Here is a 26,588-nt window from a genome sequence, read left to right as displayed (position 1 = left end):
AATGCCATCGGAAACGCGGTTTCGGATCGTTGCGGTGCTGACGGCGCTCGTGACCAGCCTGTGCGCAGGCTACGCGGCGTCGGAAAGCGCGAGCCACGCCCTCGCCTCGCCCGAAAGCTTTGCCGGCATCGAGAATGTCGAGCAGCGCTCGGCGGCGATCTTCACCGAGCTCGGCAAGGTGTTGACGCATCCGCGCTGCACCAATTGCCATCCCGCCGGCGACAGCCCGCGGCAGGGCGATATCAGCCGCATGCATCAGCCACCGGTGACGCGCGGTGCCGACGGCCGCGGCAAGGACGCCATGCGCTGCTCGATCTGTCACCAGCACGCCAATTTCGACCCCGGTCGGGTGCCGGGACACCCGGAATGGCACCTTGCGCCGCGCGAGATGGCATGGGCCGGCAAGACCGTCGGCGAGATTTGCGCGCAAATCCGCGACCCGGCACGCAATGGCGGCCGCAAGGTCGAGGAGCTGATCGAGCATATCGGCAAGGACACGCTGGTGGGCTGGGCCTGGCATCCCGGCTTCGGCCGCGCACCGGCACCGGGCACGCAGGCGCAGGCCAGCGCGCTGGTCGAGGCCTGGGTGAAGACCGGCGCGGCTTACCCAGCGCCTTAGTTGCGCAACGCACGAACTAGTGGCGCTTGAAATACTGCACGTCGCGCTCGTGCTTCTCCGCCGCCGCTCGCGACTTGAAGGTGCCGAGATTGCGGCGCTTGCCGGTCTTCGGATTGACCTTGCGGGAATACAGCCGGTACTCGCCGGAACTTAGTTTGCGGATCATCGCAACGCCTCGCCAATGCCTTTCGCATGTCAACGACATGCCGCGGCGAGCGTTCCAGTTCGGTTAGAAGCAGAGATTGGTCACGGGATTGCCGCGCTTGTCCTTGATGACATAGGGACAGCGGGCCCGCTCCAGCGCCTTCTTGGCATCCTCGTCGCCGAGCGCCGCCGCCCGCTCGTAATAAGCTTTCGCGGCATCGCTGTCCTTCGGCCCGCCGCGACCGGCCTGCGCGAAGGCGCCCATCCGCTCCAGCGCGCCCGGATGGTTCTGCGCAGCGGCCTTCTCGAACAGCGCCCGCGCGCCGACATCGTCCTGCGCGCCGCCCTGGCCTTCGGCCAGCATCATGCCGAGCTGGTACTGCGCTTCGGCATTGGTCTCGGCGGATTTGGCGAGCAATTCGCGCGCGCGTGCCGGATCAGCTGCCGCGCCGCCGCCGCCGAGCGCGGCGAGATTGCTGACGCCGCGCGCGTTGCCGGCCTGCGCCGCGCGCTCGAACAATTTGCGGGCCTGCGCCTCGTCTTTGGCAACGCCGGTGCCGTTGCCGTAGAGCACGCCGAGCTCGACCATCGCCGAGGTCGAGCCCTTGTCGGCGGCCTTGCGCCAAACGCTTGCGGCTTCCGCCGTCTGCCGGTTGGCGGCATAGGCCCGGCCGAGCTGGTACATCGCGCGGCGCGACGATCTTGCGGCCACCGCGCAGTACTTGATCGCGGTCGCGATGTCGGCCGACGCGATGTCGGGCACGCCCTTCACGTCGGCCGGCTTGTCGGGATCGGTGGGATCGGCGGCAAGCCGGTCGCACAGCACGAGGTCGGCCGATTGCGCATGGGCAAGCACGGGCGCGGCCAGCGCCACAGCGAAGACAATCGCGTGAAGTGGTTTGAACATGACCAGCAGGTTGCGTCGCGGTGCGGGCGAATTCAAGGCTCGAGCCCGGTCTCGCGCAGCACTGGCGCGACATCAGCCGACGACAGATAGCGCAGCAGATGACCGGCGGCCGCTGCGCGCTGCGAGGCTGCCATGCGGCCGGCGGAGAACACCGCCGGGGTCTGCAAATCCAGCGGAATCGGCCCGACGACCTCGATGCCCTCGATCTGCTTCAACTCGCTAACCTGCTGGATCGCGAGGTCGGCCTCGCCGCTGACGAGCTTCTCCGCGGTGAAGCCGCTCGGAATGATCACCGCCCGCGCGTTGATCGCCTCCACAATGCCGAGACGCTCGATCAGCTGCGCGAACAGGATGCCGCTGGCGCCGAGCCGCGAATAGGCCACCGCCCGCGCACCGAGCAGCGCCGCACGCAGCGCGGCTTCAGTCGCGATGTCGGGATGAGCCGCCCCGCCTTCACCGCGACGCCGACATAGGAGCGCGCGAGATCAACGGCACTTTCCCGCGCAACGCGGCCCTCGCCGATCATCTCGTCGAGGCCCTGGCGGGTCAGGATCACGAGATCGGAGCCCTCGCCGCCGCGCAGGCGTTCGAGTAGTGCCAGCGTCGGGGCGAAATCGGCGTCGATCGCAACACCGCTCGCCGCCTGATAGGCAGCGGCGAGCCGCGCGACCGCGCCCTTCAGCGCCAGTGTCGAAAGAACGCGAACCGAATTGCCCATATGGCCTATGCCCGCCGCATCAGCTTGAGCGCGGCCGTGAGGCGCAGGCTGCGCTTGCCGGCAAGCGCGGTCGCCTCCAGCACGGCGCCCTCGGCGTCGCAGGTGCCGGCAAAGCCGATGCCGACCTCGTGGCCGCCAAAGATCGGGTTCTCGCCCATCGCCGAAGTGTGCTCCTGATTGAGGATCTGGCCCTTCCAGCGGCCTTTCTCGGAGGTGTAGGTGCCGAGATAGTAGAAGAAAGCGTCGCCGCCAAGGATGCGGCCGCTGTTCAGCAGCATCACGCCGGTGAGGCCGCCGTCGACCCCGTCGAGCACGCGGATGTGGATCGAATAGAGCCCGTTGATGACGCCGCCCTCGCCGACCCCGCCGGCGAGCGGGATGTCCCCCTCGGTGATCGGCGTCATCACCGACTGGAACGGCACGCCGGGCAACTCCTTCAGCTCGCCCTTGAAGCGGTAGAGGTCGCCGTCCGGTCGGCCTTTGGCAATCAGCGTGGCGTCATCGGTACCGGCCATCGCGCGGTAGTTCGGATCGGGGTTATGGCGGACGGTCTGGATCTCGACTGCGACCTCGTCGCCGGCTTTCTCGTAGGTGCCGATATGGGCGAACGCCGAATTGCCGCCCAGCATCTTGCCATCGCCGACATACATCACGCCGCGGCCGACGGCGCCGCCGAGTTCGAACCGGACCTTGTAAAACCCCTCAAACAAGCGCCGCATCCCCGGCAGCCAAGATGCACCCGTTATCTAGCGCGGTTCATAACGCAGCGAAACCGGTTTCGGCGGAACGCCGCCTGCAAAGGGTATCGCTAAATAGCGAAGGTCCGCCAAGGCTGTCGCCCTGGCGGACCCGATTTGCGGTACCGGATGGCTCCATCCGGGTCCGATAGCAGCTTAGGCCGCAGCCACTTAAGCCGCAGCCTTGGCGCCGGTCGGAACCTCGGAGATCGTCTTCAGGATCTGCGAAGCGATCTGGTAGGGGTCGCCTTGCGAGTTCGGGCGACGGTCTTCCAGATAGCCCTTGTAGCCGTTGTTGACGAAGGAGTGCGGAACGCGGATCGAGGCACCACGGTCAGCCACGCCGTAGCTGAACTTGTTCCAGGGCGCGGTCTCGTGCTTGCCGGTCAGGCGCTTGTCGTTGTCCGGGCCGTAGACGGCGATGTGATCCATCAGGTTCTTGTCGAAGGCCTTCATCAGGCTCTCGAAGTACTCCTTGCCGCCGACTTCGCGCATGTACTTGGTCGAGAAGTTGGCGTGCATGCCCGAGCCGTTCCAGTCGGTGTCGCCGAGCGGCTTGCAATGGAATTCGATATCGATGCCGTAGCTCTCGGTGAGGCGCAGCATCAGGTAGCGGGCCATCCACATCTGGTCAGCGGCGGTCTTGGAGCCCTTGCCGAAGATCTGGAATTCCCACTGGCCCTTCGCCACTTCGGCGTTGATGCCTTCGTGGTTGATGCCGGCGGCGAGGCAGAGATTGAGATGCTCTTCGACGATCTTGCGGGCGACGCTGCCGACGTTCTTGTAGCCGACGCCGGTGTAGTACGGGCCCTGCGGCGCCGGATAACCCTCTTCCGGAAAGCCGAGCGGACGGCCGTCCTTGTAGAAGAAGTATTCCTGCTCGAAGCCGAACCAGGCGCCTTCGTCATCCAGAACGGTGGCGCGCTTGTTCGAGACATGCGGCGTCTTGCCGTCGGGCATCATGACTTCGCACATCACCAGCACGCCGTTCTCGCGCGCGGCGTCGGGATAGCAGGCGACCGGCTTCAGCACGCAGTCAGAGCTGTGGCCTTCAGCCTGCTGGGTGGACGAACCGTCAAAGCCCCACAGCGGAAGCTGTTCGAGGGTCGGGAACGACGCGAATTCCTTGATCTGCGTCTTACCGCGCAGGCTCGGCGTCGGCGTATATCCGTCGAGCCAGATATACTCGAGCTTGTACTTGGTCATTGAACCTCTCTGTTGATGATGCAAAACCGTGAGGAACCGAAAGCCAGTCGGCCGCCGCACGCGTACCCGGCCACCATCGGCCGGCTCTTACTAAGCAATTAAAATGCCAGTCGCTGCACTGCGGCGGCCGCCCGGCCGCGGATGTCCACAGCGGAGATCGCATTTTTTTCTGCGACATAGCAGCGCGGCTGACATGCGCCGCGGTCAGTCAAAATCTTCTCCCAGCGCCCTCCGCCGCCCGTTTCTGCAGCAAATTCGGCTACGGCATCGCCTGCCGCTTAATGCGGCGGCAGGGCCATGTGACAGTTCGTGTCCAACGATCGGGTGCCCCGCAACCATCGTCGCGGCTCAAGCGTTGGTCAGCAGCATCCTGCCTCACAGGATGCAAACCCGAATCTGCCCACGAATTGATCAAGCAATGACTATTTCTTGTTCACTTGCACCCCGCCCAGCCCGGGCCGATATCGAAAACACGGTAACCACACGCGAATGAGTCGGGCGCACCATGGAGGCTCGCTCCGGCCAAAGGAGACTTTGACATGATCACCACGGGCCAAAACCAAGGACCGATCCAGGGATCGGCAACGATCTATCAATTCCCGGCAGGGGGCCGCGCGGCTCTCGGCGGACGCCGCTACGGCGAGGCGCGGACCGCGCTCGAACTCGCCGCTGAAGTCGAGACCTCGGCCTGCAGCGAGAGCTGGTACCATCAGGCGGCCATCGACGACGCCAAGCCGGGCCGCGATCACTGATGCCGATGCGATCGAGGGGCGCGACGCAAAAACGTCAGACAGCAGCAGAGCAATAACAAGGGTCGGAACGCGAGCGTTTCGGCCCTTTTTATTTATGCCAGCTCGCATGCCGTCGCCGGCCGCCTCGCATGCCGGAGCCTGGCAAGCCCGGCCCGGCTGATCTCAAGCGTGACCCCGCCACCTTTATAGCGCGTGCCCGTCAGCGACAGGCGCTTCTTCAGCGTCACCGCCTTGCCGTCGAGTTGCAGATGCGCGCGCGTATCCCCGTTGAAGAACCCGGCAATGAACTGCGTGCCGTCAGCGCAGCGATAATTCCGGAAGGCGGACTGCGCCGACACGTTCGAGGAACCAAAGAGCTCGAAAAGAATTGCGCCGATGACAATGGCGCCCCCGCGATAAGTCATATTCTCCCCCCAACGGGCCGGTTATAGACCTGTCTGCGCCGCTATTCCTGCGCCAAGACCTCATCAGCTGCAACAGGCCCGCCCGATGTCCGAAGCCCCTGCCCGTCATCTCAATCTCGCCGGCGCCAGCAATTTTCGCGACCTTGGCGGCTACCAGACGCGCGACGGGCGGACGGTGCGCTGGCGCCAGATCTTCCGCTCCAACCATCTTGCGCATCTTACCGAGCAGGACGTCGCCGTGGTGCGCTCGCTCGGGGTCAGGAGCGCGTTCGATTTTCGCGGCGTCGCCGAGCGCGCCGAGGCGCTGTGCGGCATGAGCGACGTCACCGTGCATTCACTTCCCGTCGAGCCGACCGTGGTGGCTTCGCTGCGCGAGATCGCCAGCAACCGTCAGCTCTCGGAAGCCGATGCGATCGACGTGATGCGGAACTCCTACCGGGGCTATGTGCAGGACAACACCGCGCGCTACCGCACGCTGTTCGTCCATCTATTGGAAGACCGGGCGCCGCTCGTGATCCACTGCACCGCCGGCAAGGACCGCACCGGCTTTGCTTGCGCGCTGATCCTGCACGCGCTCGGCGTGTCCGAGCAGGTGATCGCGGACGACTATCTCTTGACCAACCAGTTCTACAAGCGCGACCCGGCCCACAGCACCGAGCTGCCTGACGACGTCAAGCAGGTGCTCGGCACCGTGCGCGCGGCATTTCTGGAGGCTGCATTCGAGGCGATCGATGCCGACTATGGCAGCCTCGACGGTTATTTCCGCGAAGGCCTCGGGCTCGGCCAGGCCGAGCGCAAGGCGCTTGAAGGCCGCTATCTGCAGGTCTGACCCGTTCGCCCGACTTTTCGAGCGACGTGCACACCGGTTCGCGAAGAAAACGCGGCTGAACTAAAAAAGCTCAGGCCGCTGCGGCCTCGAGCTCGAGCTCCGCATCGAGGTCGGCAATCACATCCTCGAACGCCGAGATCGCCTGCTGGATCGCGGCGATCTGCATCAATTCCCAGCTGCCCACTGGTCCCTTGCGGTTTTGCAGCGCCACCACGAGATCGCGCCGCTGCTCCTTAAGCTGAACCAGCGGTAAACCGTGATCCGGAAGATTTCCCATTCGCATAACCCCTGCCTTGGCTGGAGTTCCGCTTCTAAGGAAAGGGTTCTGCAAACGACTTACAGAACTACTGCAAATTTTATCCAACAGGCCCAACCCCGTAGTCTTACGTAGTCGGGCCGACGTCGTTGGGCTTACGTGATCGCCTCCGGCTTCAAGGCGTCGTCGATCGCGCCGAACAGCGACTGGGTCACGCAATTGGTCGCCCATTCGCTGGTATGAAGCTGCCCGCCATCGTCGAGCTCGGCGAGCGGAATCCCGTCATCGGTCCAGCGCTTCATCAGCGCGAAGCGGCTGAACAGATTCACCTTCTTGCTTGCAGTGACTTCGGCGATCATCGGCATGATCACGTTGGCGAGATTGAGCGCAGCTTCCGTGCCGACGATCGCCTGCGTGTACTGGGAATCCATCACGACGACGTCAAGCGGAAGCGCTGTGAGCACGCCGAGCCCCGCCTCCAGCGTCGCGCGCACTTCGGCCGGATTGTAGCTCTTGTAGACGGCGTTGGTGCCGACCTGCCAGATCACCAGCACCGGCGCCTCGGCCGTCACGTCGGACTCGATGCGCGAATACTCCTCCGGCGCCTCCTGACCGCCGATCCCGCGATTGATCACGTCGATCATTCGGCCGAAGAAGCGTTGCCGCAGCAGCATCTCGAGCCGCGGCGGGAACGGCAGGATGTTGTCAGCGCCCGCGGTCGAGGACGATCCGAGCGCCACCAGCTTGATCTTGCGCTGATGCCGGAGCGCATCCGCGAAGTGCGGCAGCTTATGTCCGAACCTGACGAGATCGGGATGGGTTTCGCACGGTCTGGGTGTCGGCATAGCAAACATCCTTGAGGTGAATGAATTGATGAATGCGCGCAGTAGGTGGCGAAATTGGCGGCATTGCAAATGAATTCCGCCTGATCATAGTGGGCATTCGTTTGCTCGCGAATGCGGAGACCGCCATGCACGGAAAAGCCATCGTCATCACGGGCGCCCTTGGCGCGCTTGGCAAAGTGGTCGCCACAGAGGCGCTGGCGCGCGGCGCGCGCGTCGCCGGCATCGATCATGCCGCGTCAACGCTTGCGGCGACGGCCGACCATATCGAGCTGGGCGGCGTCGACCTCACCGACACGGCGCAGGCGACGGCCGCGATCGACAAGGCGGCCGCGCATTTCGGCCGGCTCGACGGGCTGATAAACATCGCCGGCGGCTTTACTTTCGAGGCGGTCGGCGACGGCGATCCGGCGACCTGGCAGCGCATGTATGCGATGAACGTGATGACGGCGCTCAACACCTCGCGCGCCGCCATTCCGCATCTCACCAAGTCGGGCGCCGGGCGGATCATCAATATCGGCGCGCTCGGCGCCTTGCAGGCGGCCTCCGGCATGGGTCCCTATGCCGCCTCGAAGGCCGGCGTGCACCGCCTTACCGAGTCGCTCGCGGCGGAACTGAAGGGCAAGGTCACGGTCAACGCGGTGCTGCCCTCGATCATCGACACCGCCGCCAATCGCGCCGCGATGCCGAAAGCCGATATCTCCAAATGGGTGACGCCGAAGGAGCTCGCCGACGTGATCCTGTTCCTCGCCAGCGATGCCGCGAGCGCCGTCACCGGCGCGCTGCTGCCGGTGAACGGGAGGGTTTAGTCCGCAACCAGCAGCCGCAGCTTCGACCTGAAGCGGATGCTCTGCTTGCCGGCGAGCGCCATACCGTCACCTTCGGCGGTCTGGTCGGTGTAGGTGCCGGTAAATCCGATCGTGACCACCTTGCGTTCCCACACCGGACGCTCGCCATAGGTCGGCGAATGCTCCTCGTTGGTGACCTCGCCCTTCCACTTGCCATCGGCGGCGGTGTAGCTGCCGTAGGCAAAGAAAAACGAGTTCGCCGCCGCGCATCTGTCCGTCGCGCAGCACCATGACGCCCTGGTTGCCGCCAGAGACGCCGTCGAGAAATTCGACGGTGATGTGATAGAGCCCGTTCCGGATCATGAGCTGCGCCTGGTCCCGGTTCTGACAATAGCCGTTCGGCCCTGCCTTGCGCAAATTCCATCCGCCCTCGGCGGGCCCAATTCCGGGCTATGCTGACGCACCGAGTTCGCGGCCGATGCCGCAGGAGCCTGCCTGTTGGAAACCGCGCTTTATCTGCCCGTCAAACGCTTCCTGGAAAAGCTCGGCTTCACGGTAAAGGGCGAGATCGGCGGCTGCGACCTCGTGGCGCTGAGCGGCGATGATCCACCGGTCGTCGTGATCGGTGAACTCAAGCTCGCCTTCAATCTCGAACTGATCCTGCAGGCGGTCGATCGCGCCGGCGCCGCCGACGAAGTCTGGATCGCGGCAAAGGTGTCGGCCCGCGGCAAGGGCCGCGAGAGCGACGCGCGCTATCGCAATCTGTGCCGGCGGCTCGGCTTCGGCATGCTCGGCGTGACCGATCGCGGCGACGTCGAGGTGCTGGTGCCGCCGCCGACGGCGGCGCCCCGCCGCAATCCGAAGAAGCGTTCACGGCTGATCAACGAGCACCGGAAGCGCAAGGGCGATCCCGCAATGGGCGGATCGACGCGGGCGCCGATCATGACCGCCTACCGGCAGCAGGCGCTGGCCTGCGCCTGTGCGCTTTCGGATGGGCCGCGGCGGGTGCGCGACCTCCGCGCAGATATTCCCGACGCCGGCAAGATCCTGCTGCATAATGTCTATGGCTGGTTCGATCGCGCCGAGCGCGGCATCTATGTGCTGACCGATGCCGGCCGCGCCGCGCTGAAGCGCTGGCCGCAGCAACAGACGAGTGCATCCGGGGCAGAAGCCATCCCGTAGAGCATGATCCGGAAAAGTGCGAAGCGGTTTTCCGAAAAGATCATGCTCGAACAAGAACCTAAAGCGCGATGATGACTTGGCTTCATCGCGCATTGGAGGGGGAAATCATGATCGTCGTCACCGGCAGCGTCACCGCCCGCCCCAACTCGTTCGACGAGGTGCGGCGGCTGAGCCTTGAACATGTTCATCGCTCGCGCACCGAGCCCGGCTGTATCTCCCACGCGGTCCATGTCGACTGCGAGAATTCGCTCAGACTGGTGTTCTTCGAGCAATGGGCCGACCGCGCCGCGCTGGCGGCCCATTTCGCGGTCCCTGCGTCGCGCGCTTTCGTCCGCTCGCTGCAATCTCTCGCGGCTGCGGCGACCACCATCGAACTTTATGACGCTCACAAGATTGAGAGACTCTAGCTGCATGGCTGGATTGCCATCTCACATTCATATTGCAATGCAACATTGGGGACCTTACGTATCTCCCGCGATTCAATGATGAGGCGGCGATGAGCGGAGACTGGAACACCAAGTATGGCACCCGGCGCGTGCGGCATGATCCGCCGACGCTGGAAGAAGCAATCTTCGCTGCCATCGGCATCACCGATGACGTGGAGGCCCAGGCCGAGATCGCGTCGGCCCTGATGGGGCTGCCCTATGACGACGTGCTCGCCGAGGTGAAGAAGACCGCGCGCGTCAGTGCCCGCACCGGCACGGCAACCCGTGTCATCGCCGGCGAACAGGGCGCGCAGCGCTCCGTGGTAGTCGAGCGCCGCGTGGTCCGCCGCTTTGCGACCGACAAGCGCACCGGCACCTGAGACGCACCATCCAATTGCTGAAAGAAAGAGGGCAATCCATTGAGTGGATTGCCCTTTTCGTTTGATCCGAATTCTTGTTGGGCGCGTGTCCTTCACGCGAACCGGTATCCACTTCGCTTGGAAACGCTTCCGATTCAGGCCGCCCGGCCCCAGCCGGAGATCTGCATCACCATGCGCCAATACGCGCGGTTCATTTCGACGATCGCGTGCGCAGCCTCGACCGGCGTCACCGCGGCGACAGCCGGCGCCGCTTCGGGCTGCTGCTGCTCGCTCAGGTCGATGCTGCCGGTCGAACTCGCCATGACGGAAGGTCAGCTGGGCACCGAACTTGGTGGCGAGCGCCCGCATCGCATCGTTCTGTGCGCCAGTGGTGATGCGCAGGCTGCCGTAGCCCTTGGCGTGCGCCTCGGCGATCAGCTTGCGGAACAGGGTGCTGCCGACGCCCTTCCGCCGCGCCGACCGCTCGACGCTGAAAGCGATCTCGGGCTGGGCATCCGGAGACTGCTCCGGCGGATGCAACTCGGCCGCGCCGCGGACCACGCCGTCCTCGAAATAGGCGATGATGACCGTGCCGTCATTGGCGCAGCGCTCGGCGTAGCGGCGGATGAAACTGTCGTCGATGAAGCCATGAAAACGATCATGACGGCTGGTGCGATCCAGCCGCAGCAGGTGATCGCGCAGCAGCGGAAGCTCTTCCTGCTGGCTCAACGTCCGCACGGTGCCCTTGGCGGCCGTCGAACGAATGGAATCATAGTTCATTTCATAACTCCTCTTGGTAGCCCTCGAGGAGGCGTCGAGTCCCTAGCAATACCTATATTGTGCGACGCACCATAAAATTCAAGTGCCGAGATTCATTCAATTAAGGCATGTGGTGATTGGAAAATCACATTATCACCCCATCATAGTACCAGCTGTGTCTGGGTCACCACCGCGACCAGCTTGCCGTCTTCGGTCTCCAGCCTGGTCTGCCACACCTGGGTCCGCCGCCCGCGGTGAACCGGTGTTGCGGTCGCAATCACGGTCGTCCCCTCCTTGGCGCCGCCGATGAAGTTGGTCTTGCTCTCCAGCGTCGTAGTGCCCTTGGCGTCCCCAGGCAGGTTGATCACGGTCGCGGCGGCGCCGACCGAGTCCGCAAGGGCCATCACCGCGCCGCCATGGATCGTGTTGCGGAGGGTGCAGAGGTCCGGCCGCACCACCATTTTCGCGACCACCCGGTCCTGGTCGGCCTCGATGAACGTCACGCCCTTCAGTTCCGCAAACGGCATCTTCATCGACTGGATCTTTTCGAGCGGCGTCATGGGCACTCCCTGCTTTGTAGCCTTCTTCGAGGTTGATATTGGATTGCCCGAGCGGGCCCGGCAATGACGTCTGAGGTAATGGCGCAAATGACGTCATGACATCAGTGACAATGTGCCTCGGAGCCTGCATACCGCCCGCCATGCGCGACTTCCCTCCCCGCCGGATCGTCTGCCTGACCGAAGAGACGGTCGAGACGCTCTATCTGCTCGGAGAGCAGGACCGCCATCGTGGGCGTCTCCGGCTATGCGGTGCGGCCACCGCAGGTCCGCCGAGAGAAGCCGCGCGTGTCGGCGTTCATCTCCGCCGACATGCCAAAGATCCTGGCGCTCGACCCCGATCTGGTGCTCGCCTTCTCCGATCTGCAGGCCGACATCGTCGCCGATCTCGTGCGCGCCGGCGTCGCCGTCCACGTCTTCAACCAGCGCGACGTCGCCGGCATCCTCGCGATGATCCGCAGTCTGGGCGCAATGGTCGGTGCCGCCGACCGCGCCGATCGGCTCGCGCAAAACCTCGAACAACGGCTGGCGACGATCGCGGCAACGCCGCGTCCGGCACCGCGGCCAAAGGTCTATTTCGAGGAATGGGACGATCCGCTGATCAGCGGCATCGGCTGGGTGTCCGAACTGACCGAGATCGCCGGCGGCGAGGACGCGCTGCCGCATTTGCTCGTTCAAAGGGCGGCCAAGGATCGCATCGTCACGCCTGACGCGGTGCGCGCGGCGATGCCCGACGTGATCCTGGCCTCCTGGTGCGGCAAGAAGGTCGTGCCCGACCGCATCCGCAGGCGTGAGGGCTGGAGCGACATCCCGGCGGTGCGCAACAACCGCATCATCGAGATCAAGTCGCCCATCATCCTGCAGCCCGGCCCCGCGGCGTTGACTGACGGGCTCGATGCGATCGTGAAGGCGTTGTGGGCGGAGCGCTGAAACCTCCAGCGTCGTCCCGGCGCAGGCCGGGACCCATACTCCGCGGCTAATGTTGTGATCGGGACTCGTCCTCGCAGCGCTGCACAACAAGCAAGATTTGTGGTTATGGGTCCCGGCCTTCGCCGGGACGACAGCGAATTTGTTGCGCAATCACGCACAAGACGGTGATTCCAATGACATGAGCGAGAGCGCGTTATGCCGTCTCCACGCCGCACCATTCCGCGATGAACAGCGCCATCGCCTTGGTCGCTTTCCGCAGCGACTCCAGCTCGACATATTCGTTGAAGCCGTGCATCGCCGCGCCACTGGCGCCGAAGCAGAGGCTCGGGATGTTGTGGTTCAGACCGTAGAAGCGCGTGTCGGTCAACGCGGTGAAGGCGCGGTCTTCCACCGCGCCGCCATAGACAACCTGGTGCGCCTTGGCGAAGGCAGCTTCCGGTGCCTCGGAGTTCACCAATTCGTAGCCTTCCGACAGGAAGCCCGACCATTCGACCTGCGGCGGATTATTGGAGAGGAAGCGATGATCGCGCGCCGCCGCCGACACGCAGGCAAGAATCTCCTTCTGGCACTCGGCGATCGACCAGCCCGGCAAGACCGCGATGCGGCAGTCGACGTCGCACCAGGCCGGCACGCTGGAGGCCCAGTCGCCGCCCTTGATGATGCCCGGATTGAAGTTGATCGGGTGATTGACGCCCTTGAAATGGCGGTCGGCCTTGGCGCGCTCGTTCCAGGCGATCTCGAGCTTCTCCAGCGCATGCACCAGATGATACGCCGCCATGATCGCGTTCGAGCCCGCGCCGGCCTCGAACACATGCACCGGGAAACCGCGCACCTTCAGGCGGAACCAGATCACGCCGACCTGCGAGCGGATCATCGTGCCGTTGGTCGGCTCCGGGATAAAGCAGGCATCGGCGCGATAGCCGCGCTGCAAGGTCGAGAGCGCGCCGACGCCGGTGCTCTCCTCCTCGATCACGGACTGGAAGTGAATCCGCGCCGTCGGCTTCAGGCCGGCCTTCCCGATCGCATCCAGCGCGTAGAGCGCGGCGATCGTGCCGGACTTCATGTCGCAGGCGCCGCGGCCATACATCCTGCCGTCCTTGATGACGGGCGAGAACGGCGGCGTCTCCCACATCTCGAGCGGACCGGTCGGCACCACGTCGCAGTGGCCCTGCAGGATCAGCGATTTGCCGGCATTGCTGGCCGGGCGGTAAGTGCCGACCACCGTGCGCGCCTTCGAGAAATCATGCTCGATCGGGCCGAAGCCGCGCAAATCCTTCAGCTCGTCGAGATTGATGTGCCAGTCGTCGACCTCGTAGCCGCGCTCGCGCAGGAGATCGCCGATCATGTCCTGGCACGGCCCCTCAGCACCGCGGGTCGAGGGGATCGCCACAAAGGCCTGCGTCGTCGCAAGCTGCGCATCGAATCCCTCGTCAACGGCGGCAAGGATTCGTTGTTGCGTCTCGGCAGTCATGCTTTGGCTCCATCGGGAAAACAGATCGGGCGGGAGCCGCAGCGTAGCCCGATTTCACTCCGCGGGGTATTGCGCAAAATAGGAATCCCGCAATGCATCTTCGAGCAGCCGGCCCTCCGAATAACCATCGAGCGTCTTCGGCCGCGTCACGCCGTCAAGCAGTCGTGGACACGGCTCCGGCGCGCCGAGCACGGTGCGCACCGGAATGCGCTCGGCATAGATCGGCAACTCGTAATCCTCGTCATCGTCGGCGACGCCCTTGGCGCGAATTTTTGCCGAGGCCTCCTCGATCTCCATCGCGATGAACGAGGTCGCCTTGATCTCCTGCTTGTTGCTGGCACGCAGGCTCGCGGTGCGCTCGGGAAAGAAGCGGTCGACCATCGCGACGATCGCGCGTTCCTTCTCTGCGGGATCGGTGACGAGATAGGCTGACCCGAACGCCATCACCGCGCGATAGTCGGCCGAGTGGTTGAAGCCGCAGCGCGCCAGCACCAGGCTGTCGAGATGGGCGACCGTCAGGCATACGCGTTGCCCTTCGGACTGGTTCTCCAGCATCCGGCTCGCGCTCGAGCCGTGCCAGTAGAGCCTGATGCCCTCGCGCCAGAAGAAGGTCGGCGTGCAATAGGGCTGGCCGTCGATCACGTAGGAGACGTGGCACAGCATCGAGGCGTCGAGGATCTTGTGCACGGTGACGTGGTCGTAGAAGCCGCGGTCGTGGCGCCGCTTCACGCGATTGCGGGACGACATGGGATAGGACGGTGTGGATGCGCCTTCGGTCACGGTGAGCCTTTTCGAAATCTGGAATCTGTCCAGAGTTGTAGCGGCCCATTTGGTCTGCGATAGTGCCAATTCCATGCGAAAAATTCCGACCAATTCCCGGGAGCCCGCGGCGCGCAAGGCCGAGCTGCCGCTCGACCTCGCCGGCCCGCACGTCACCCCCGGCGCGGCCTCGCAGCAGCGGCTCTATCAGGCGCTGTGCCACGCGATCGTCGGCGGCCTCGTCAAGCCGGGCGAGCCGCTGCCGCCGTCGCGCGCGCTCGCCAAGCAGACCGGCTTCCGCCGCAACGCCGTCACCACGGCCTATGAGCGGCTGATCGCCGACGGCTTTGCGGTGGCAACCACGGGCTCCGGAACCTTCGTCGCGGCGCGCATTCCGGCGCAGGCCGCCGCACCGCGCCGCGCAAGGATCGCGATCGAGCCGCCACAGCACAACGCGCTGTCGCTCGGCTGCACCCATATTGACGAGCGCGCGCTGCAGCGCTTCCGCGCCTTTGCCGGCCGCAGGCTGCGCGCGTTCGGGTCCGAGCATCTGCATTACGGCGATCCCCGCGGCAGCAGCGAGTTGCGCGCGGCGATATCGGACCATCTGCTATCGGCGCGCGGGCTGCGCTGCGATCCCGACCAGATCATGCTGGCCTCGGGCACGCTGCATGCCCTGCGCATCGTGCTGGGGGCGATCCTCAAGCCCGGCGACCAGGTCTGGTGCGAAGACCCCGGCTATCCGGCGGCGCGGCGCGCGATCGAGCATTGCGGCTATCGTCCGGTGTCGGTGCCGGTCGACATGTCGGGCATGCGCATCGACAAGGGGCGCGCGTCCGCGCCGCAAGCGCGCGCCGCTTATGTCACGCCCTCGCACCAGTTTCCGCTCGGCGTGCAGATGTCGATGCCGCGCCGGCTCGAACTGCTCGACTGGGCACGGGACGCCGGCGCCTTCGTGTTCGAGGACGACTACGACAGCGAGTTCCGCTACGACGGCGCGCCGCTGTTGTCGCTGGCCGGCATCGATCATCTGCGCCGCGTGATCTACATGGGCACGTTCGCGAAGACGCTGTTTCCCGGATTGCGGATCGGCTATTGCGCCCTGCCCGAAGCCTTGATCGGCCCGGTGACGGCGGCGCGCGCCGCGCTCGACCGCTTTCCCGCCACGTTGATGGAAGGCGCGGTCGCCGACATGCTGAACTCCGGCGCCTTCGCGGCCAACTTGCGCAAATCGCGCAAACTCTATCGCGAGGCGCGCGACGTCCTGGCGTCGACGCTTGTGAGCGCATCCGAAGGCGAGCTCACGGTTCCCGTGCCCTCGCAGGGCCTGCACCTCGTGGCGCGGCTCGATCCCGCGACCGATCCGCTGATTGCCGCGCAGACAAAGGCTAATGCCGGCGTCGGCGGCTGGCTGCTCGCCGAGACCTATCATCGCGCGCGCCCATTGCCTGGCTTCGTGCTGGGATTTTCCGGTCACCCGGTTCCGCAACTCGTCGCGTCGGCGGAACGACTGGCGAAGACTACGCTCGCCGCGCTGCGCGCGACGCGCAAGGCGTCGGTCAAGCCATCCGCCAAGCCGCAGCGCTCTAGGAGAATCGCAGTCACTTGACTAAGGTCGCCCGCGTTCAGTCAGTGTCCGCTTACGGAGATACCGGATGCCAAATCGCAACGTCCTGTATCTCGTGATCGCGGCGCTGGTCGTGATCGCAGGCATGCTCGGCTACAATCTTTATCAGGCGAACAAACAACCTGAAGGCCTTCAGATCAATGTCGGCCCCGACGGGCTCAAGATCCAGAACAAGTGAAGGAGGCTGCGATGCCGCGCTTGGGATTCGTCGCGCTGGTCAGCGTCGCAGCTCTTGGCGCGATGACTCAATCCGCCGCAGCAGAGCAGTCCTACATGCGCGAGGGCGACATCGCCGATCTGCGGGTCGGCCAGCGCGTCCTTGTCGATGACGGCTCGTGCCCGGCCGGGCAGATCGAGCAGGTCGTCGGCTCCAGGCTGAGCCAGAACGGCGTGGTGCGGACCAGCAGCTGCGTGCCCCGCCTCGCCAAAAAGTAAAACGCCCCGCTGTCGCGAGGCGCTGCGGTCCTCATTGCTTTGAGGCGCGGCTCAGTTCGAGACCGGCTCGAACATGCATTGCAGGGTCGGCTTGGCGATCTTGGTGAAGGTCGGCCCGATCTCGCCCTGCTTGGACGGCGGCACCCAATCGGTCTCGATGGTCGGCACGCCGGTCTCGCTGATGCCGCGCAGCAGCGCCTGGCGCAGGTCGGGATCGTCTACCGTCGCGGCGGCGTGGTCGTGCAGGCAGCCGCACACGGCCTCGGGATGCGCCCAGCGGCCGAGCATATGCGGCGCGCATTGCCGCACGAACTCGTCGCGCGGTTCAGGCACCCGGTACAGCGAGCGGATCTGCATCGATTCGAGGGGAAGCTGGGATTGGGCCTGCGCGGCGCCCGCCAAGGGCCCCATCAGGACAAGCGATGCCAACATCGCGGCGGAACAGATACGGAGCACCATTGGGAGAGCCTTTACCGGCAGTTCTGTTTTTTGCGTCGCGCTCAGTTGGCCTGCGCCAGCACCATCGGGACCGGGGTGACTACCGGCGAGCCGTTATAGGAGAAGGTGCCAATCCCGGGCAAACCGCTGTCCGGCGAGCCTGCCATTGACGAACCGGCCATCACAAAGGCGAAGGCGAGGATCAGGCTCATGGTTCGCATCTGACAGTCTCCGTTATTCCGCTCGTCGGCGTCCGGCGCCCTTATGTGACGGTCTGATAACGATCTGCCGTTTCCGGAGTTCTGCGGAACAAGCCAAAAATGGTTTCGTCGGAACTCGAATTGTTTCGTCGACCGGCGGTCCACGAAACATTCGGCTGAAAACACCAATGATTTCAGCGGCAGGAGCGTGGCTGAAAGGCTGTTGAAAACTTCGCGCGGCCAACGCCCGGCCCCGGCCACTGCCGGAGCGACGGCCAATTATGCGTGCAAACTGAACGAGCTAGCGCGCTTTGTTAACTTTCCTCTGCTGAGAGAGGAAGCAGCACAGCAAGGGCTGCGGTGAACCGGGCGGCGGTTTCGTCGACTCATGTCTGGGCGCCGTGCAACCATCTTCGCGGTGGCACGTTGTCGTAATCCCTCCCGATCCAACGAAGGATGTCAGTCGTGGGCAATGGCAACATTGGTGTTGGCAATGAATCCGCGGCGAGCAAATCCGGCCAGCAGCAGATGACGGCCGCGATGCCGCAGCAAGGCGCCTATGTGATGGGCGACAATGAGTGCGCGCCGCAGAAGCTGGTCCGCCTCGTCGGCTGCCGCGAACTCGAAGGTCAAACCGGGCCTTGGCATCAGCGCGAAGCAGTTCGGGCAAACCGAGCGCTAGCTCGCCCACCGCCTCAGCCGCCTGGGCCAAGCCCCTGCTCCAGCTATTGAATGAACTCGCCGCACTTCTGCACGGCAGCATCGGCCGCGCCCCACGGCATGATCGGCACCGACGACGTCGAGTTCTTTGGCGAGCCCTCGATCAGGCGGTCCGAATAGACCATGTAGACCAGCACATTGCGCTTGGCGTCGCAGCCGCGCACGATCTGCATCTTCTTGAAGAACAGCGACCGGCGCTTGCTGAACATGTCGTCGCCCTGTCCGAGCTTGGTCTTGAAGCGGATCGGCCCGATCTGCCGGCAAGCCAGCGAGATATCGGAGACTTCCTCGGCAAGGCCAAGCCAGCCCTTGAAGCCGCCCCTCTCCGGCACCGTGAAGTGACAGGCGACGCCCTCGACCTCGGGATCGTCGACGCCATAGGTCGCGAGCTTGTCGTTGGGGCTCACCCATTTGAACACGGTGGAGCGGCGGAAGATCAGGTCCGGCTCGTCGGCCGCGACCGCAGGACCCGCCTGCCCCAAAGCCAGCAACATCAGCAGCACCGCGCATCCCCATCGAGACAACCGTCGCAGGTCACACAAGCTCACAGTTCTCGATGTCATTGAGGTCTCCGCGGGGTGGGTCCCGCCTATGTAGTGCGCAAACGCCGCACAGGAAGGCGCTGACAGTTCGGTGATCGAACGCGGCGCTTTAACCTCTTGTGAGGCTTTTTTGTTACTCTTTCGTCGAAAATACCGCCCTCACGGAAGGGTTAGATCGCTTGCGCTGGTGAACGCGTTGTGCGTCTGCGACAACCAACATGTAGTTTGGACTGGGATTCGGAATATGCGCGCAGGTGGACGGCGGATTTCGGTTTTTGACTTCGCGAATGAGCGGTTCTGGCAGCTGGCAATTCTGACGACCGCCGGCACCGTCGCCGCCTCCACGCAGGCCGATGCAGCGCTCTATTACTGGAACCGCGACTCCGCCTTCTACGGCGACTACGAGCCGATGCCGCAGCCGCACCGGCAGAAGCCGAAGCGCAACACAGCCAAGAAGAATCCGGCGATCGAGAAGGAGGCCGGCAGCAAGCCGCAAGGTCCCCTGATCATCTCGGTCTCGATCGACCAGCAGCGGGTCAGCCTCTACGACGCCAACGGCCTCTATGCCGAGAGCCCGGTGTCGACCGGCATGAAGGGGCATTCGACCCCGATGGGTGTCTTCAGCGTCATCCAGAAGCAGAAGTATCACCAGTCCAACATCTACAGCGGCGCGCCGATGCCGTATATGCAACGCATCACCTGGTCGGGCATCGCCATGCACGCCGGCGTGCTGCCCGGCTATCCGGCGTCCCACGGCTGCATCCGCATGCCGATGTCGTTCGCGGTCAAGATGTACAATTGGACGCGGATGGGCGCCCGCGTCTTCGTCACGCCGGGCACGATCTCGCCGGAGAGTTTCTCGCACCCGCTGCTGGTCACGCAGAAGGTGGCGCCGCAGCAGCCGGTTGCCGACGACATTCTGAAGATGGATGCGCCGCTCGGCGTGAAGAGCGACAAGGGCGCCGACAAGCAGTCCAGTCTCGATTTGCGCAGCAGCGTCGGCCATGCCGCCGCGTCGCTGCGCGACAACACCCACACCGCCGACGCCAGCAGCGCGATGCCGGCAGCGAGTGCGTCAGTGACAATGTCCGATGCGTCCTCTTCCACGGCGCGCGACGCCATCGCGGAGAAGATCGCAGCGGACAAGTCCGAGACCGTGAAGCCCGAGACGGCCGCCGCCGACAAGCCGGCCGAGACCAATTCCGCCGGCCACGACAGCAACGCGACCACAGATGACAAGACGGTCGGCGAAACCACCGCCAGCACCGACACGCCAAAGAGCGAGGTCTCCGCAAGCGATCCGGTGAAGGCGGAAGCCAAGGCCGACGAGCCGAAGGCGGACGCCGCCAAGCCTGGTGTTGCCGAGGCGCCCAAGATCGATGCACCGAAGACCGACGCACCGAAGGCCGATGCATCGAAGGCGGCTGACAAGCCCGCCGAGGCAGCGACCGCAGCTGATGGGCCCGACGCCAAGAAGGATCCGGCGCGGCTGCCGGGCACCGCCAGAATCGACGTGCCGAAGCGCGCCGGCCAGATTGCGGTGTTCATCAGCCGCAAGGATTCCAAGCTCTACGTGCGGCAGAATTTTGCACCGCTGTTCGAGGTGCCGGTGACGATCGCGGCAAGCGACCGGCCGCTCGGCACCCATGTGTTCACCGCACAAGCCGACAGGACCGATGCGAACCTGCTGCGCTGGTCGGTGGTGACGCTGCCGACCCGCAACGTCGCCCGCATCGACGTCGAGGAGCGTGCCTCGCATCGCCGCAAGGTCGCGGCCGCAGCAGTGGCCGAGGCCAGGCCGCAGCCGGTGACCAACAGTCCGGCCGAGGCGCTCGACCGCATCTCCATTCCGGCCGACGTGATGGCGCGGATCAGCGAAGCGCTCGGCACCGGCGGATCGATCATCGTCTCCGACCTCGGTGTAAACCAGGGCGAGACCGGCGAAGGCACCGACTTCATCCTGCCGCTGCGTTGAGGCGATCGATCCCGGATTTCGCTTCGCTCCATCCGGGCTACTCGCCTCCGGCAATAACGCCTTCTTGAAAGCCTGCGCGTCCCCCCCGGATTATGATCCCGACGAACATCTGTTCCGGGGACGAGACCATGATGGACCGCAGGACCCTGATCGTGACCGCGATCGCCGCAGCCGCGGCATCCCGCCCGCTTGGTGCCGAGCAGCCCGCGATGAGCCGGATCACCGCCTACGCCTTCTCATTTCCGGCACTCGGCGGCGGCGATATCAGACTTGCCGACTATGCCGGCCGTCCCCTGATGATCGTGAACACGGCCTCGCTCTGTGGCTTCACGCCGCAATATGCCGGCCTGCAGCAACTCTGGAGCGAATTCCGCGATCGCGGCTTCGTCATCATCGGCGTCCCCTCCAATGATTTCGGCGGCCAGGAGCCCGGCGGCCCAACCGAGATCGCCGAGACCGCGCAGCATCAATACGGCGTCACCTTCCCGATCGCAGCGAAAGCAATCGTCCGCGGAGCGAGCGCGCATCCGTTCTACCGCTGGGCGGCGGAGGCTCGGCCGAAGGACGTGCCGCGCTGGAATTTTCACAAATACCTGATCGGCCGCGACGGCTACATCGCCGACGTTTTCGCTGAGTCGGTTGCGCCCGACGACACGCGCATCAAGACCGGGATCGCACGGGCATTGGCGGCCGCCTGAGATATGACGATAATCCCCGGAATTAACTGATCCGACGAGGATTTTGGACACGCGCTCGCCACGTTCATTGCCTTGGCGTCGCCACTGCGACTAGGGTACGATCGGTTGGGGGCGAAGCGACCCGGTCGCGGCAATGCCGGCGCCGGGAGCGCGAGCAGCAGGGAACACGCCATGCGCATTGCGACAGGTCTGATTTTTGCGGGGACCGTATCGTTGCTCGCGTCGAGCGCAGCTTGGTCGCAGACGTCGCCCCCCAAGGGCGCCACCACGGCACCGGCAGCACCAGCGGCCGCGGCTCCCGCGCCCGCAGCCCCGGCACCGGCCACCGCAACCGCAGCCCCGGTTCCGCCGAAGCAACCGCCACAGCCGGCGCGCGCCGCCTGCAACAATCCGAACGCGCTCGGCGTCGGCCGCACGGTCGAGATCGACACCACCGGCGGTCCGGGCTTCGGCTTCGAGCATTTCAAGCAGCTCGACTTCCTGCGCGACCATGAGGTGGTGCTGACCTTCGACGACGGCCCGTGGCCGGGCAACACGCCGGCGGTGCTGAAAGCGCTCGCGGATGAATGCACCACGGGCATTTTCTTCCCGATCGGCAAGCACGCGACCTATCACCCCGAAATCCTGCGGCAGGTCTATGCCGCCGGCCACACGGTCGGCGCCCACACCTGGTCGCACGCCAATCTGAACAACAAGAAGCTGACCGAGGATCAGAAGAAGGACGAGATCGAGCGCGGCTACGCTGCGGTCAAGTGGGCGCTCGAGACCTCACCCTCGCCGTTCTTCCGCTTCCCGGCGCTGCAGCATCCGCCGGAGATGGTGACCTATCTCGGCAACCGCAACATCGCGATCTTCTCCTGCGACCTCGACTCCTTCGACTTCAAGGCGAGCAAGCCGCAGCAGGTGATCGACACCGTGATGAAGAAGCTGAACAAGCTCGGCAAGGGCATCATCCTGATGCACGACTTCCAGAAGCACACCGCGGAAGCGCTGCCCACGCTGCTGACGCAGCTCAAGGCCGGCGGCTACAAGGTGGTCGCGATGCGCGCCAAGTTTCCGGTAACGGTGCTGCCGCAATACGAGCAGGAGCTCGCCAAGGACGTCAAGCTGCCGACCGTAAGCTCGCGCCCGGTGAACAGCGTCGTCACCACCGTCGATCAGCAATAACGCCGGCGACAATCCTGGTGCCGGCGCTGCGTATCGAAGGCTTCGTCATCGTCTCCGCCGATGGCCGGCTGGCGAATGCGCGGAACGTAATGCCCGACGACCTCAAGATCGAGGGCGACAAGCGGTTCTTCACCGCGGCCCTCGACCGCGCCGACCTCGTCGTGCATGGCCGCCACTCCCAGGAAGAGCAGCCGAACGCGCCGAAGCGGCGGCGCCTGATCCTGACCAGCAAGGTCGCGGCGACCGCGCCCGACCCCGACAATCCGAAGGCGCTGTTGTGGAATCCCGCCGGCTGCCCGTTCGAGACGGCGAGCCGCGAGGCCGGCGTGACCTCGGGCATGGTCGCGATCATCGGCGGCCCCGGCGTGTTCGGCATGTTCATGGACCGCTACGACACGTTCTGGCTCTCGGTCGCCCCGAAGGTGCGCATCCCCGACGGCGAGCCGTGCTTTCCCGGCGTCCCCGCCCGCACCCCGCAGCAGGTGCTCTCAGCGCACGGCCTGCACGCCGGCGCGCCGCAGCTGATCGATGCCGCGCAGGATGTCAGCGTGACGCCGTGGCGGCGAAGCGCATAGATCCCGAGCAGCTTGCGATGAACAACGGCATGACCTCCCTGGCGAAGGCCGTAGCTCTTGTGGCGATGGCGTCGCTGGTCGCAACCAGCGCAGTCGGCGCCTGCAAAACCACCCTGCGCGGCGAACTCGTGCAAGCGCCCGGCGACCGCAAGGCCTCTGTCGGGGAATTCCTGTACTTCTATCTCGTCGAAATGACGCCGGAGAGCCCGACGGGCTCGGAGAAGCTCTTCCAGTCCTTCGTGGTTCCCAACATGAGCAAGACACTTCCAATTCCGTTCGCCCTGGAGATCGAACAGCCCAAAGACTGCCCAGGCAAACTCGAGCTGCGCGTCGATACCAAAGACCGAGACATCATGCGACTTGGCACTGATGCGTCGTCGGCTGGCAGGAAAACGGTCCGCCTCGAGAGGTTTGAAAGCGTACCTATGTGGGGACCATCTTTCTGAACGTCGCAGAGGGGGTTAGCGCCAGCGTAACCCGCCACTCCTCTTGCCGAATGCGCAGGTCGGCGGGTTACGCCTTCGGCTAACCCGCCCTCCACAGCAGCGTATCGTCCTACACGTCCCCATAGGCCGGGTCGTCGCGGCGCGGGCCGCGGCCGTAGCCGGCGATGATGAACAGCGCGCCGATCAGCGACAGGTTCTTCAGCGCATCGATCAGCGTCCTGAGGTTGTCGGGCGCCGGCTGATTCCAGAAGTCATGGAAGTAGAAGGTGGCGAAGCACACGAAAATGATCAGGAGAATCGCGAAGAACCGCGCCAGCACGTTCACCGCGATCATCAGCCCCGCGACGATCTCGAAGCCGCCGATCGTGACCGCCAGCAGCTGCATGAAGGGCATGCCGACGGCGGTTTCGATTTGCTGCGTATAGGGCGCGACCACGGCCGGGATCGTCACCTTGGCCGCCAGCAGATCCGCCGTCGCCTGGATGCCGAACAGCTTGCTCGCTCCCGAATAGAGGAACAGCACGGCGAACAGGATCCGCCCGAAGGTAATGAACGCTGGCATGGGTCGGCCTCACTGGATGGCGGAAATCGGACGAAGCAGGCGAAGCGATTATGGTCGCTCCGCCTGCCTCGATCAAATCGAATCCATCTCGGTTCAAACACGATGCGGAAAACCGCGCTGCGGTTTTCCGAACATAACGTGCTCAAACAACGGCCGTCAGCCGAACAGCGTCGGCTGCGCGCGGCCGGCGCGCTCCTGGGCTTCGACGGCGGCAACCGCCGTCATGTTGAGGATGCCGCGCGCCGTCACGCCGGGGGTGAGGATGTGCGCCGGGCGCGCCGGACCGATCAGGATCGGCCCCACCGGCAACGCGTTGGCGAGCGATTTGATCATCTGGTAGGCGATGTTGGCGGCATCGAGGTTCGGCATGATCAGGATGTTGGCCTCGCCTTCCAGCCGCGACTGCGGCAGCACCAGGCGCCGCGCCGCCGCCGACAGCGCGGTGTCGCCCTGCATCTCGCCGTCGGCCTCGATCTCCGGATGCTTGTCCTTCAGGAGCTGGGTCGCTCGCCGCATCTTGCGCGAGGAATCCGTGTCATAGCTGCCGAAGTCGGAATGTGACACGAAGGCGACCCTCGGCTTGAAGGCGAAGCGCTGGACGTGGATCGCCGCGAGCGATGCCACTTCAGCGAGTTCCTCCGCGCTCGGGTTCGGCCGCACCTGGGTATCGGCGAGGAAATGGGCTCCGGTGGAGGTGATCATCAGCGCCAGCGCGGCATAGTCGCTGACCCCCGGCAGGAAGCCGATGATCTCGCGGACATGGCGCAGATGGCTCATGTAGCGGCCCTCGACGCCGCACAGCATCGCGTCGGCCTCGCCACGCGACACGGCAAGCGCCGCGATCACGGTATTGTTGGTGCGGACCACGGTCCGCGCGGCCTCCGGTGTCACGCCGCGCCGGCCGGCGACGTCGATATAGGACTGCACATAGGAGCGGTAGCGCGGATCGTCCTCGGGATTGATCAGGTCGAAATCGCGGCCGGCCTTGATCGACAGGCCGAAGCGCTTGATCCTGGTCTCGACCACCGACGGACGGCCGACCAGGATCGGCCGCGCCAGCTTTTCCTCGAGCACCACCTGCGTCGCGCGCAGCACACGCTCGTCCTCGCCTTCGGCGTAGATCACGCGCACCGGCTGGGTCTTCGCCTTGGCGAACACCGGCTTCATGGTGAGGCCGGAGCGGAAGGCGAAGCGTTCGAGATTGGCGGCGTATTCGTCGAAATTGGTGATCGGCCGGGTCGCGACGCCGGACTCGATCGCGGCCCTGGCCACCGCCGGCGCGATGCGCAGGATCAGGCGCGGATCGAACGGGCTCGGGATCAGCGAACCGGGGCCAAACCCCTGGGTCTCGCCGCTCTCGAAACCATGGGCCACCGCATCCGACGGCGGATCGCGCGCGAGCTGCGCGATCGCGTCCACCGCGGCATGCTTCATCGTCTCGTTGATCGCGGTGGCGCCGACGTCGAGCGCGCCGCGGAAGATGAAGGGGAAGCAGAGCACGTTGTTGACCTGGTTCGGAAAGTCCGACCGTCCGGTGCAGATCATCGCGTCGGGACGCGCCAGACGCGCCTCATCCGGCATGATCTCCGGCACCGGATTGGCCAGCGCCATCACCAGCGGCTTGTCGCCCATCTGCTTGACCATTTCGGGCTTCAGCACACCCGGCGCCGACAGGCCGATGAAGATGTCCGCGCCCGGAATGACGTCGGCGAGCACGCGTGCGTCGGTCTTCTGGGTATAGACCGCCTTCCAGCGATCCATCGTGGTGTTGCGGCCCTCATAGACCACACCGTCGATGTCGCAGACCCAGATGTTCTTGCGCTGCGCCCCCATCGAGACCAGCAGATTGAGGGTTGCGATCGCGGCGGCGCCCGCACCCGAACAGACGATCTTCACGTCAGACAGTTGCTTGCCGTTCAACAACAGCCCGTTGACGATCGCGGCGGCGACGATGATGGCGGTGCCGTGCTGGTCGTCGTGGAAGACCGGGATCTTCATGCGCTCCTTGAGCTGCGCCTCGATCTCGAAGCACTCAGGTCCGCGGATGTCTTCGAGATTGATGCCGCCGAAGGTCGGCTCCAGCGCGGCGACGGTCTCGACCACGCGCTCGATCGTGTCGGCCTTGATCTCGATGTCGAACACGTCGATGCCGGCGAATTTCTTGAATAGCACCGCCTTGCCTTCCATGACGGGCTTGGAGGCCAGCGGGCCGATGTTGCCGAGCCCGAGCACCGCGGTGCCGTTGGAGACCACGGCGACCAGATTGGCGCGCGCGGTCAGCGTCGCCGCCTCGGCCGGGTTCTTGGCGATCTCGGTGCAGGCGGCGGCCACGCCCGGCGAATAGGCCAGCGCCAGGTCACGCTGGTTGGCAAGCGGCTTGATCGCCTGGATCTCGAGCTTGCCCGGCCGCGGCAGCCGGTGGTAGGCGAGCGCCGCGTTGTGGAGTTCTTCAGACGATGACGACATGCGTGCTCCCCGCGTTTCCGGCCCAAATTTCTTGTTTCTGTGCTAATCCAGGCAAAAGTCAGTTGTCCGGCAAATCGAGCCGGATGTGAAGCA

Annotated in this window: 32 protein-coding genes and 3 pseudogenes; 16 read left to right on the top strand and 19 right to left on the bottom strand. The window is 65.0% G+C overall.

The features are described 5' to 3' along the window. Position 1: 1 nt before the first annotated feature. Entirely contained in the window at positions 2-619 is a 618-nt protein-coding gene (locus ACSKB9_RS01200) for an Isoquinoline 1-oxidoreductase subunit (RefSeq protein WP_438071214.1), read from the top strand. Positions 620-635: 16 nt separating this feature from the next. Here ACSKB9_RS01200 and ACSKB9_RS01195 read toward each other — a convergent pair whose 3' ends face one another. The 5 genes and pseudogenes from ACSKB9_RS01195 to ACSKB9_RS01175 form a co-directional block, all read right to left on the bottom strand. Beyond that, the gene (locus tag ACSKB9_RS01195; protein ID WP_092086355.1) at positions 636-785 is read right to left on the bottom strand and encodes a hypothetical protein; all 150 of its coding nucleotides are present in this window, start codon (positions 783-785) and stop codon (positions 636-638) included. 63 nt (positions 786-848) lie between these two features. Further along, on the bottom strand, positions 849-1,670 hold the full coding sequence (locus tag ACSKB9_RS01190; protein ID WP_438071212.1) for a tetratricopeptide repeat protein: 822 nt from the start codon (positions 1,668-1,670) through the stop codon (positions 849-851). A gap of 32 nt (positions 1,671-1,702) precedes the next feature. After that, positions 1,703-2,388 (bottom strand): annotated as a pseudogene (locus tag ACSKB9_RS01185) (substrate-binding domain-containing protein). Between the two features lie 5 nt (positions 2,389-2,393). Continuing rightward, entirely contained in the window at positions 2,394-3,098 is a 705-nt protein-coding gene (locus tag ACSKB9_RS01180; RefSeq protein ID WP_438071210.1) for a GrlR family regulatory protein, read from the bottom strand. A 198-nt stretch (positions 3,099-3,296) separates the two neighbouring features. Continuing rightward, entirely contained in the window at positions 3,297-4,331 is a 1,035-nt protein-coding gene (locus ACSKB9_RS01175; RefSeq protein WP_024581543.1) for a glutamine synthetase beta-grasp domain-containing protein, read from the bottom strand. A gap of 539 nt (positions 4,332-4,870) precedes the next feature. Here ACSKB9_RS01175 and ACSKB9_RS01170 point away from each other — a divergent pair. After that, on the top strand, positions 4,871-5,083 hold the full coding sequence (locus tag ACSKB9_RS01170; RefSeq protein WP_050386610.1) for a DUF2735 domain-containing protein: 213 nt from the start codon (positions 4,871-4,873) through the stop codon (positions 5,081-5,083). 92 nt (positions 5,084-5,175) lie between these two features. Here the strand turns inward: ACSKB9_RS01170 and ACSKB9_RS01165 are convergent, their stop codons facing one another. Continuing rightward, on the bottom strand, positions 5,176-5,421 hold the full coding sequence (locus tag ACSKB9_RS01165) for an MliC family protein (protein ID WP_438071208.1): 246 nt from the start codon (positions 5,419-5,421) through the stop codon (positions 5,176-5,178). A 151-nt stretch (positions 5,422-5,572) separates the two neighbouring features. Here ACSKB9_RS01165 and ACSKB9_RS01160 point away from each other — a divergent pair, with 151 nt between their 5' ends. Next, complete coding sequence (locus ACSKB9_RS01160) at positions 5,573-6,316, top strand: tyrosine-protein phosphatase (RefSeq protein WP_438071206.1); 744 nt, start codon at positions 5,573-5,575, stop codon at positions 6,314-6,316. A gap of 70 nt (positions 6,317-6,386) precedes the next feature. Here the strand turns inward: ACSKB9_RS01160 and ACSKB9_RS01155 are convergent, their stop codons facing one another. Then, the gene (locus tag ACSKB9_RS01155) at positions 6,387-6,593 is read right to left on the bottom strand and encodes a hypothetical protein (RefSeq protein WP_035634033.1); all 207 of its coding nucleotides are present in this window, start codon (positions 6,591-6,593) and stop codon (positions 6,387-6,389) included. Positions 6,594-6,727: 134 nt separating this feature from the next. Beyond that, complete coding sequence (locus tag ACSKB9_RS01150; protein WP_438071204.1) at positions 6,728-7,417, bottom strand: SGNH/GDSL hydrolase family protein; 690 nt, start codon at positions 7,415-7,417, stop codon at positions 6,728-6,730. 125 nt (positions 7,418-7,542) lie between these two features. Here ACSKB9_RS01150 and fabG point away from each other — a divergent pair, with 125 nt between their 5' ends. After that, complete coding sequence (gene fabG / locus ACSKB9_RS01145; protein WP_028332327.1) at positions 7,543-8,223, top strand: 3-oxoacyl-ACP reductase FabG; 681 nt, start codon at positions 7,543-7,545, stop codon at positions 8,221-8,223. On the opposite strand, the gene ACSKB9_RS01140 is transcribed toward fabG, so the two are convergent. Continuing rightward, positions 8,220-8,357, bottom strand: coding sequence for a hypothetical protein (locus ACSKB9_RS01140; protein ID WP_246668340.1), 138 nt, complete (start codon positions 8,355-8,357; stop codon positions 8,220-8,222). The genes fabG and ACSKB9_RS01140 overlap by 4 nt on opposite strands. A gap of 343 nt (positions 8,358-8,700) precedes the next feature. Here ACSKB9_RS01140 and ACSKB9_RS01135 point away from each other — a divergent pair, with 343 nt between their 5' ends. The 3 genes from ACSKB9_RS01135 (at position 8,701) to ACSKB9_RS01125 (ending at position 10,189) form a co-directional block, all read left to right on the top strand. Further along, positions 8,701-9,384 (top strand): DUF2161 domain-containing phosphodiesterase, encoded by a 684-nt coding sequence (locus tag ACSKB9_RS01135; protein WP_438071202.1) that lies wholly within the window; start codon positions 8,701-8,703, stop codon positions 9,382-9,384. A gap of 107 nt (positions 9,385-9,491) precedes the next feature. Then, entirely contained in the window at positions 9,492-9,791 is a 300-nt protein-coding gene (locus tag ACSKB9_RS01130; protein ID WP_438071200.1) for a putative quinol monooxygenase, read from the top strand. 89 nt (positions 9,792-9,880) lie between these two features. Continuing rightward, positions 9,881-10,189 carry a hypothetical protein gene (locus tag ACSKB9_RS01125; protein ID WP_016843036.1) on the top strand — a complete coding sequence of 103 codons (309 nt, stop codon included), beginning with the start codon at positions 9,881-9,883 and terminating at the stop codon, positions 10,187-10,189. A gap of 134 nt (positions 10,190-10,323) precedes the next feature. Here the strand turns inward: ACSKB9_RS01125 and ACSKB9_RS01120 are convergent. Further along, positions 10,324-10,948, bottom strand: a pseudogene (locus tag ACSKB9_RS01120) (N-acetyltransferase family protein). Between the two features lie 140 nt (positions 10,949-11,088). Continuing rightward, a complete protein-coding gene (locus ACSKB9_RS01115) occupies positions 11,089-11,487 on the bottom strand; it encodes a PaaI family thioesterase (RefSeq protein WP_057019919.1) in 399 nt (132 codons plus the stop codon). Between the two features lie 140 nt (positions 11,488-11,627). Between ACSKB9_RS01115 and ACSKB9_RS01110 the strand changes: the two are divergent. Further along, positions 11,628-12,414: pseudogene (locus tag ACSKB9_RS01110) on the top strand (cobalamin-binding protein). A gap of 193 nt (positions 12,415-12,607) precedes the next feature. On the opposite strand, the gene ACSKB9_RS01105 reads toward ACSKB9_RS01110, so the two are convergent. Beyond that, on the bottom strand, positions 12,608-13,885 hold the full coding sequence (locus tag ACSKB9_RS01105; RefSeq protein ID WP_438071197.1) for an ArgE/DapE family deacylase: 1,278 nt from the start codon (positions 13,883-13,885) through the stop codon (positions 12,608-12,610). Between the two features lie 54 nt (positions 13,886-13,939). Then, on the bottom strand, positions 13,940-14,632 hold the full coding sequence (locus ACSKB9_RS01100) for a pyridoxamine 5'-phosphate oxidase family protein (RefSeq protein ID WP_438080011.1): 693 nt from the start codon (positions 14,630-14,632) through the stop codon (positions 13,940-13,942). A gap of 106 nt (positions 14,633-14,738) precedes the next feature. Here ACSKB9_RS01100 and ACSKB9_RS01095 point away from each other — a divergent pair, with 106 nt between their 5' ends. From ACSKB9_RS01095 to ACSKB9_RS01085, 3 genes are read left to right on the top strand one after another with little or no spacing between them, the layout of a single operon-like run. Next, positions 14,739-16,253 (top strand): PLP-dependent aminotransferase family protein, encoded by a 1,515-nt coding sequence (locus ACSKB9_RS01095; RefSeq protein ID WP_438071196.1) that lies wholly within the window; start codon positions 14,739-14,741, stop codon positions 16,251-16,253. Between the two features lie 46 nt (positions 16,254-16,299). Continuing rightward, entirely contained in the window at positions 16,300-16,449 is a 150-nt protein-coding gene (locus ACSKB9_RS01090) for a hypothetical protein (RefSeq protein ID WP_167350431.1), read from the top strand. 11 nt (positions 16,450-16,460) lie between these two features. Then, positions 16,461-16,706, top strand: coding sequence for a DUF6719 family protein (locus tag ACSKB9_RS01085; protein ID WP_438071194.1), 246 nt, complete (start codon positions 16,461-16,463; stop codon positions 16,704-16,706). Between the two features lie 51 nt (positions 16,707-16,757). On the opposite strand, the gene ACSKB9_RS01080 is transcribed toward ACSKB9_RS01085, so the two are convergent. The 4 genes from ACSKB9_RS01080 to ACSKB9_RS01065 form a co-directional block, all read right to left on the bottom strand. Further along, a complete protein-coding gene (locus ACSKB9_RS01080; protein WP_018271325.1) occupies positions 16,758-17,165 on the bottom strand; it encodes a hypothetical protein in 408 nt (135 codons plus the stop codon). Positions 17,166-17,206: 41 nt separating this feature from the next. Then, positions 17,207-17,356 (bottom strand): hypothetical protein, encoded by a 150-nt coding sequence (locus tag ACSKB9_RS01075; protein ID WP_438080624.1) that lies wholly within the window; start codon positions 17,354-17,356, stop codon positions 17,207-17,209. 447 nt (positions 17,357-17,803) lie between these two features. Further along, on the bottom strand, positions 17,804-17,977 hold the full coding sequence (locus ACSKB9_RS01070; RefSeq protein WP_438071193.1) for a hypothetical protein: 174 nt from the start codon (positions 17,975-17,977) through the stop codon (positions 17,804-17,806). Between the two features lie 92 nt (positions 17,978-18,069). After that, the gene (locus ACSKB9_RS01065) at positions 18,070-18,627 is read right to left on the bottom strand and encodes a CreA family protein (protein ID WP_028332339.1); all 558 of its coding nucleotides are present in this window, start codon (positions 18,625-18,627) and stop codon (positions 18,070-18,072) included. 223 nt (positions 18,628-18,850) lie between these two features. On the opposite strand from ACSKB9_RS01065, the gene ACSKB9_RS01060 reads away from it, so the two are divergent. The 5 genes from ACSKB9_RS01060 to ACSKB9_RS01040 all read left to right on the top strand — a co-directional run bounded on the left by ACSKB9_RS01060 (position 18,851) and on the right by ACSKB9_RS01040 (position 23,467). Next, a complete protein-coding gene (locus tag ACSKB9_RS01060) occupies positions 18,851-20,581 on the top strand; it encodes a L,D-transpeptidase family protein (RefSeq protein WP_438071191.1) in 1,731 nt (576 codons plus the stop codon). 128 nt (positions 20,582-20,709) lie between these two features. Beyond that, positions 20,710-21,279, top strand: coding sequence for a glutathione peroxidase (locus tag ACSKB9_RS01055; RefSeq protein WP_438071189.1), 570 nt, complete (start codon positions 20,710-20,712; stop codon positions 21,277-21,279). 171 nt (positions 21,280-21,450) lie between these two features. Further along, a complete protein-coding gene (locus tag ACSKB9_RS01050) occupies positions 21,451-22,446 on the top strand; it encodes a polysaccharide deacetylase family protein (protein ID WP_438071188.1) in 996 nt (331 codons plus the stop codon). 17 nt (positions 22,447-22,463) lie between these two features. Beyond that, a complete protein-coding gene (locus ACSKB9_RS01045) occupies positions 22,464-23,021 on the top strand; it encodes a dihydrofolate reductase (protein WP_253590422.1) in 558 nt (185 codons plus the stop codon). Then, a complete protein-coding gene (locus ACSKB9_RS01040) occupies positions 23,003-23,467 on the top strand; it encodes a hypothetical protein (protein WP_168856988.1) in 465 nt (154 codons plus the stop codon). The genes ACSKB9_RS01045 and ACSKB9_RS01040 overlap by 19 nt, the downstream gene beginning before the upstream one ends. Before the next feature lie 109 nt (positions 23,468-23,576). On the opposite strand, the gene ACSKB9_RS01035 is transcribed toward ACSKB9_RS01040, so the two are convergent. Next, complete coding sequence (locus tag ACSKB9_RS01035) at positions 23,577-24,029, bottom strand: DoxX family protein (RefSeq protein ID WP_057019907.1); 453 nt, start codon at positions 24,027-24,029, stop codon at positions 23,577-23,579. A gap of 156 nt (positions 24,030-24,185) precedes the next feature. Next, complete coding sequence (locus tag ACSKB9_RS01030) at positions 24,186-26,495, bottom strand: NADP-dependent malic enzyme (RefSeq protein ID WP_438071185.1); 2,310 nt, start codon at positions 26,493-26,495, stop codon at positions 24,186-24,188. Positions 26,496-26,588 lie beyond the last annotated feature (93 nt).

The organism is Bradyrhizobium sp. BR 1433, assembly GCF_051547665.1.
Taxonomy (GTDB): Bacteria; Pseudomonadota; Alphaproteobacteria; order Rhizobiales; family Xanthobacteraceae; genus Bradyrhizobium; species Bradyrhizobium australafricanum.
The sequence above is the reverse complement of the archived record's forward strand: the minus strand, read 5'-3'. Positions and strand labels throughout refer to the sequence as shown.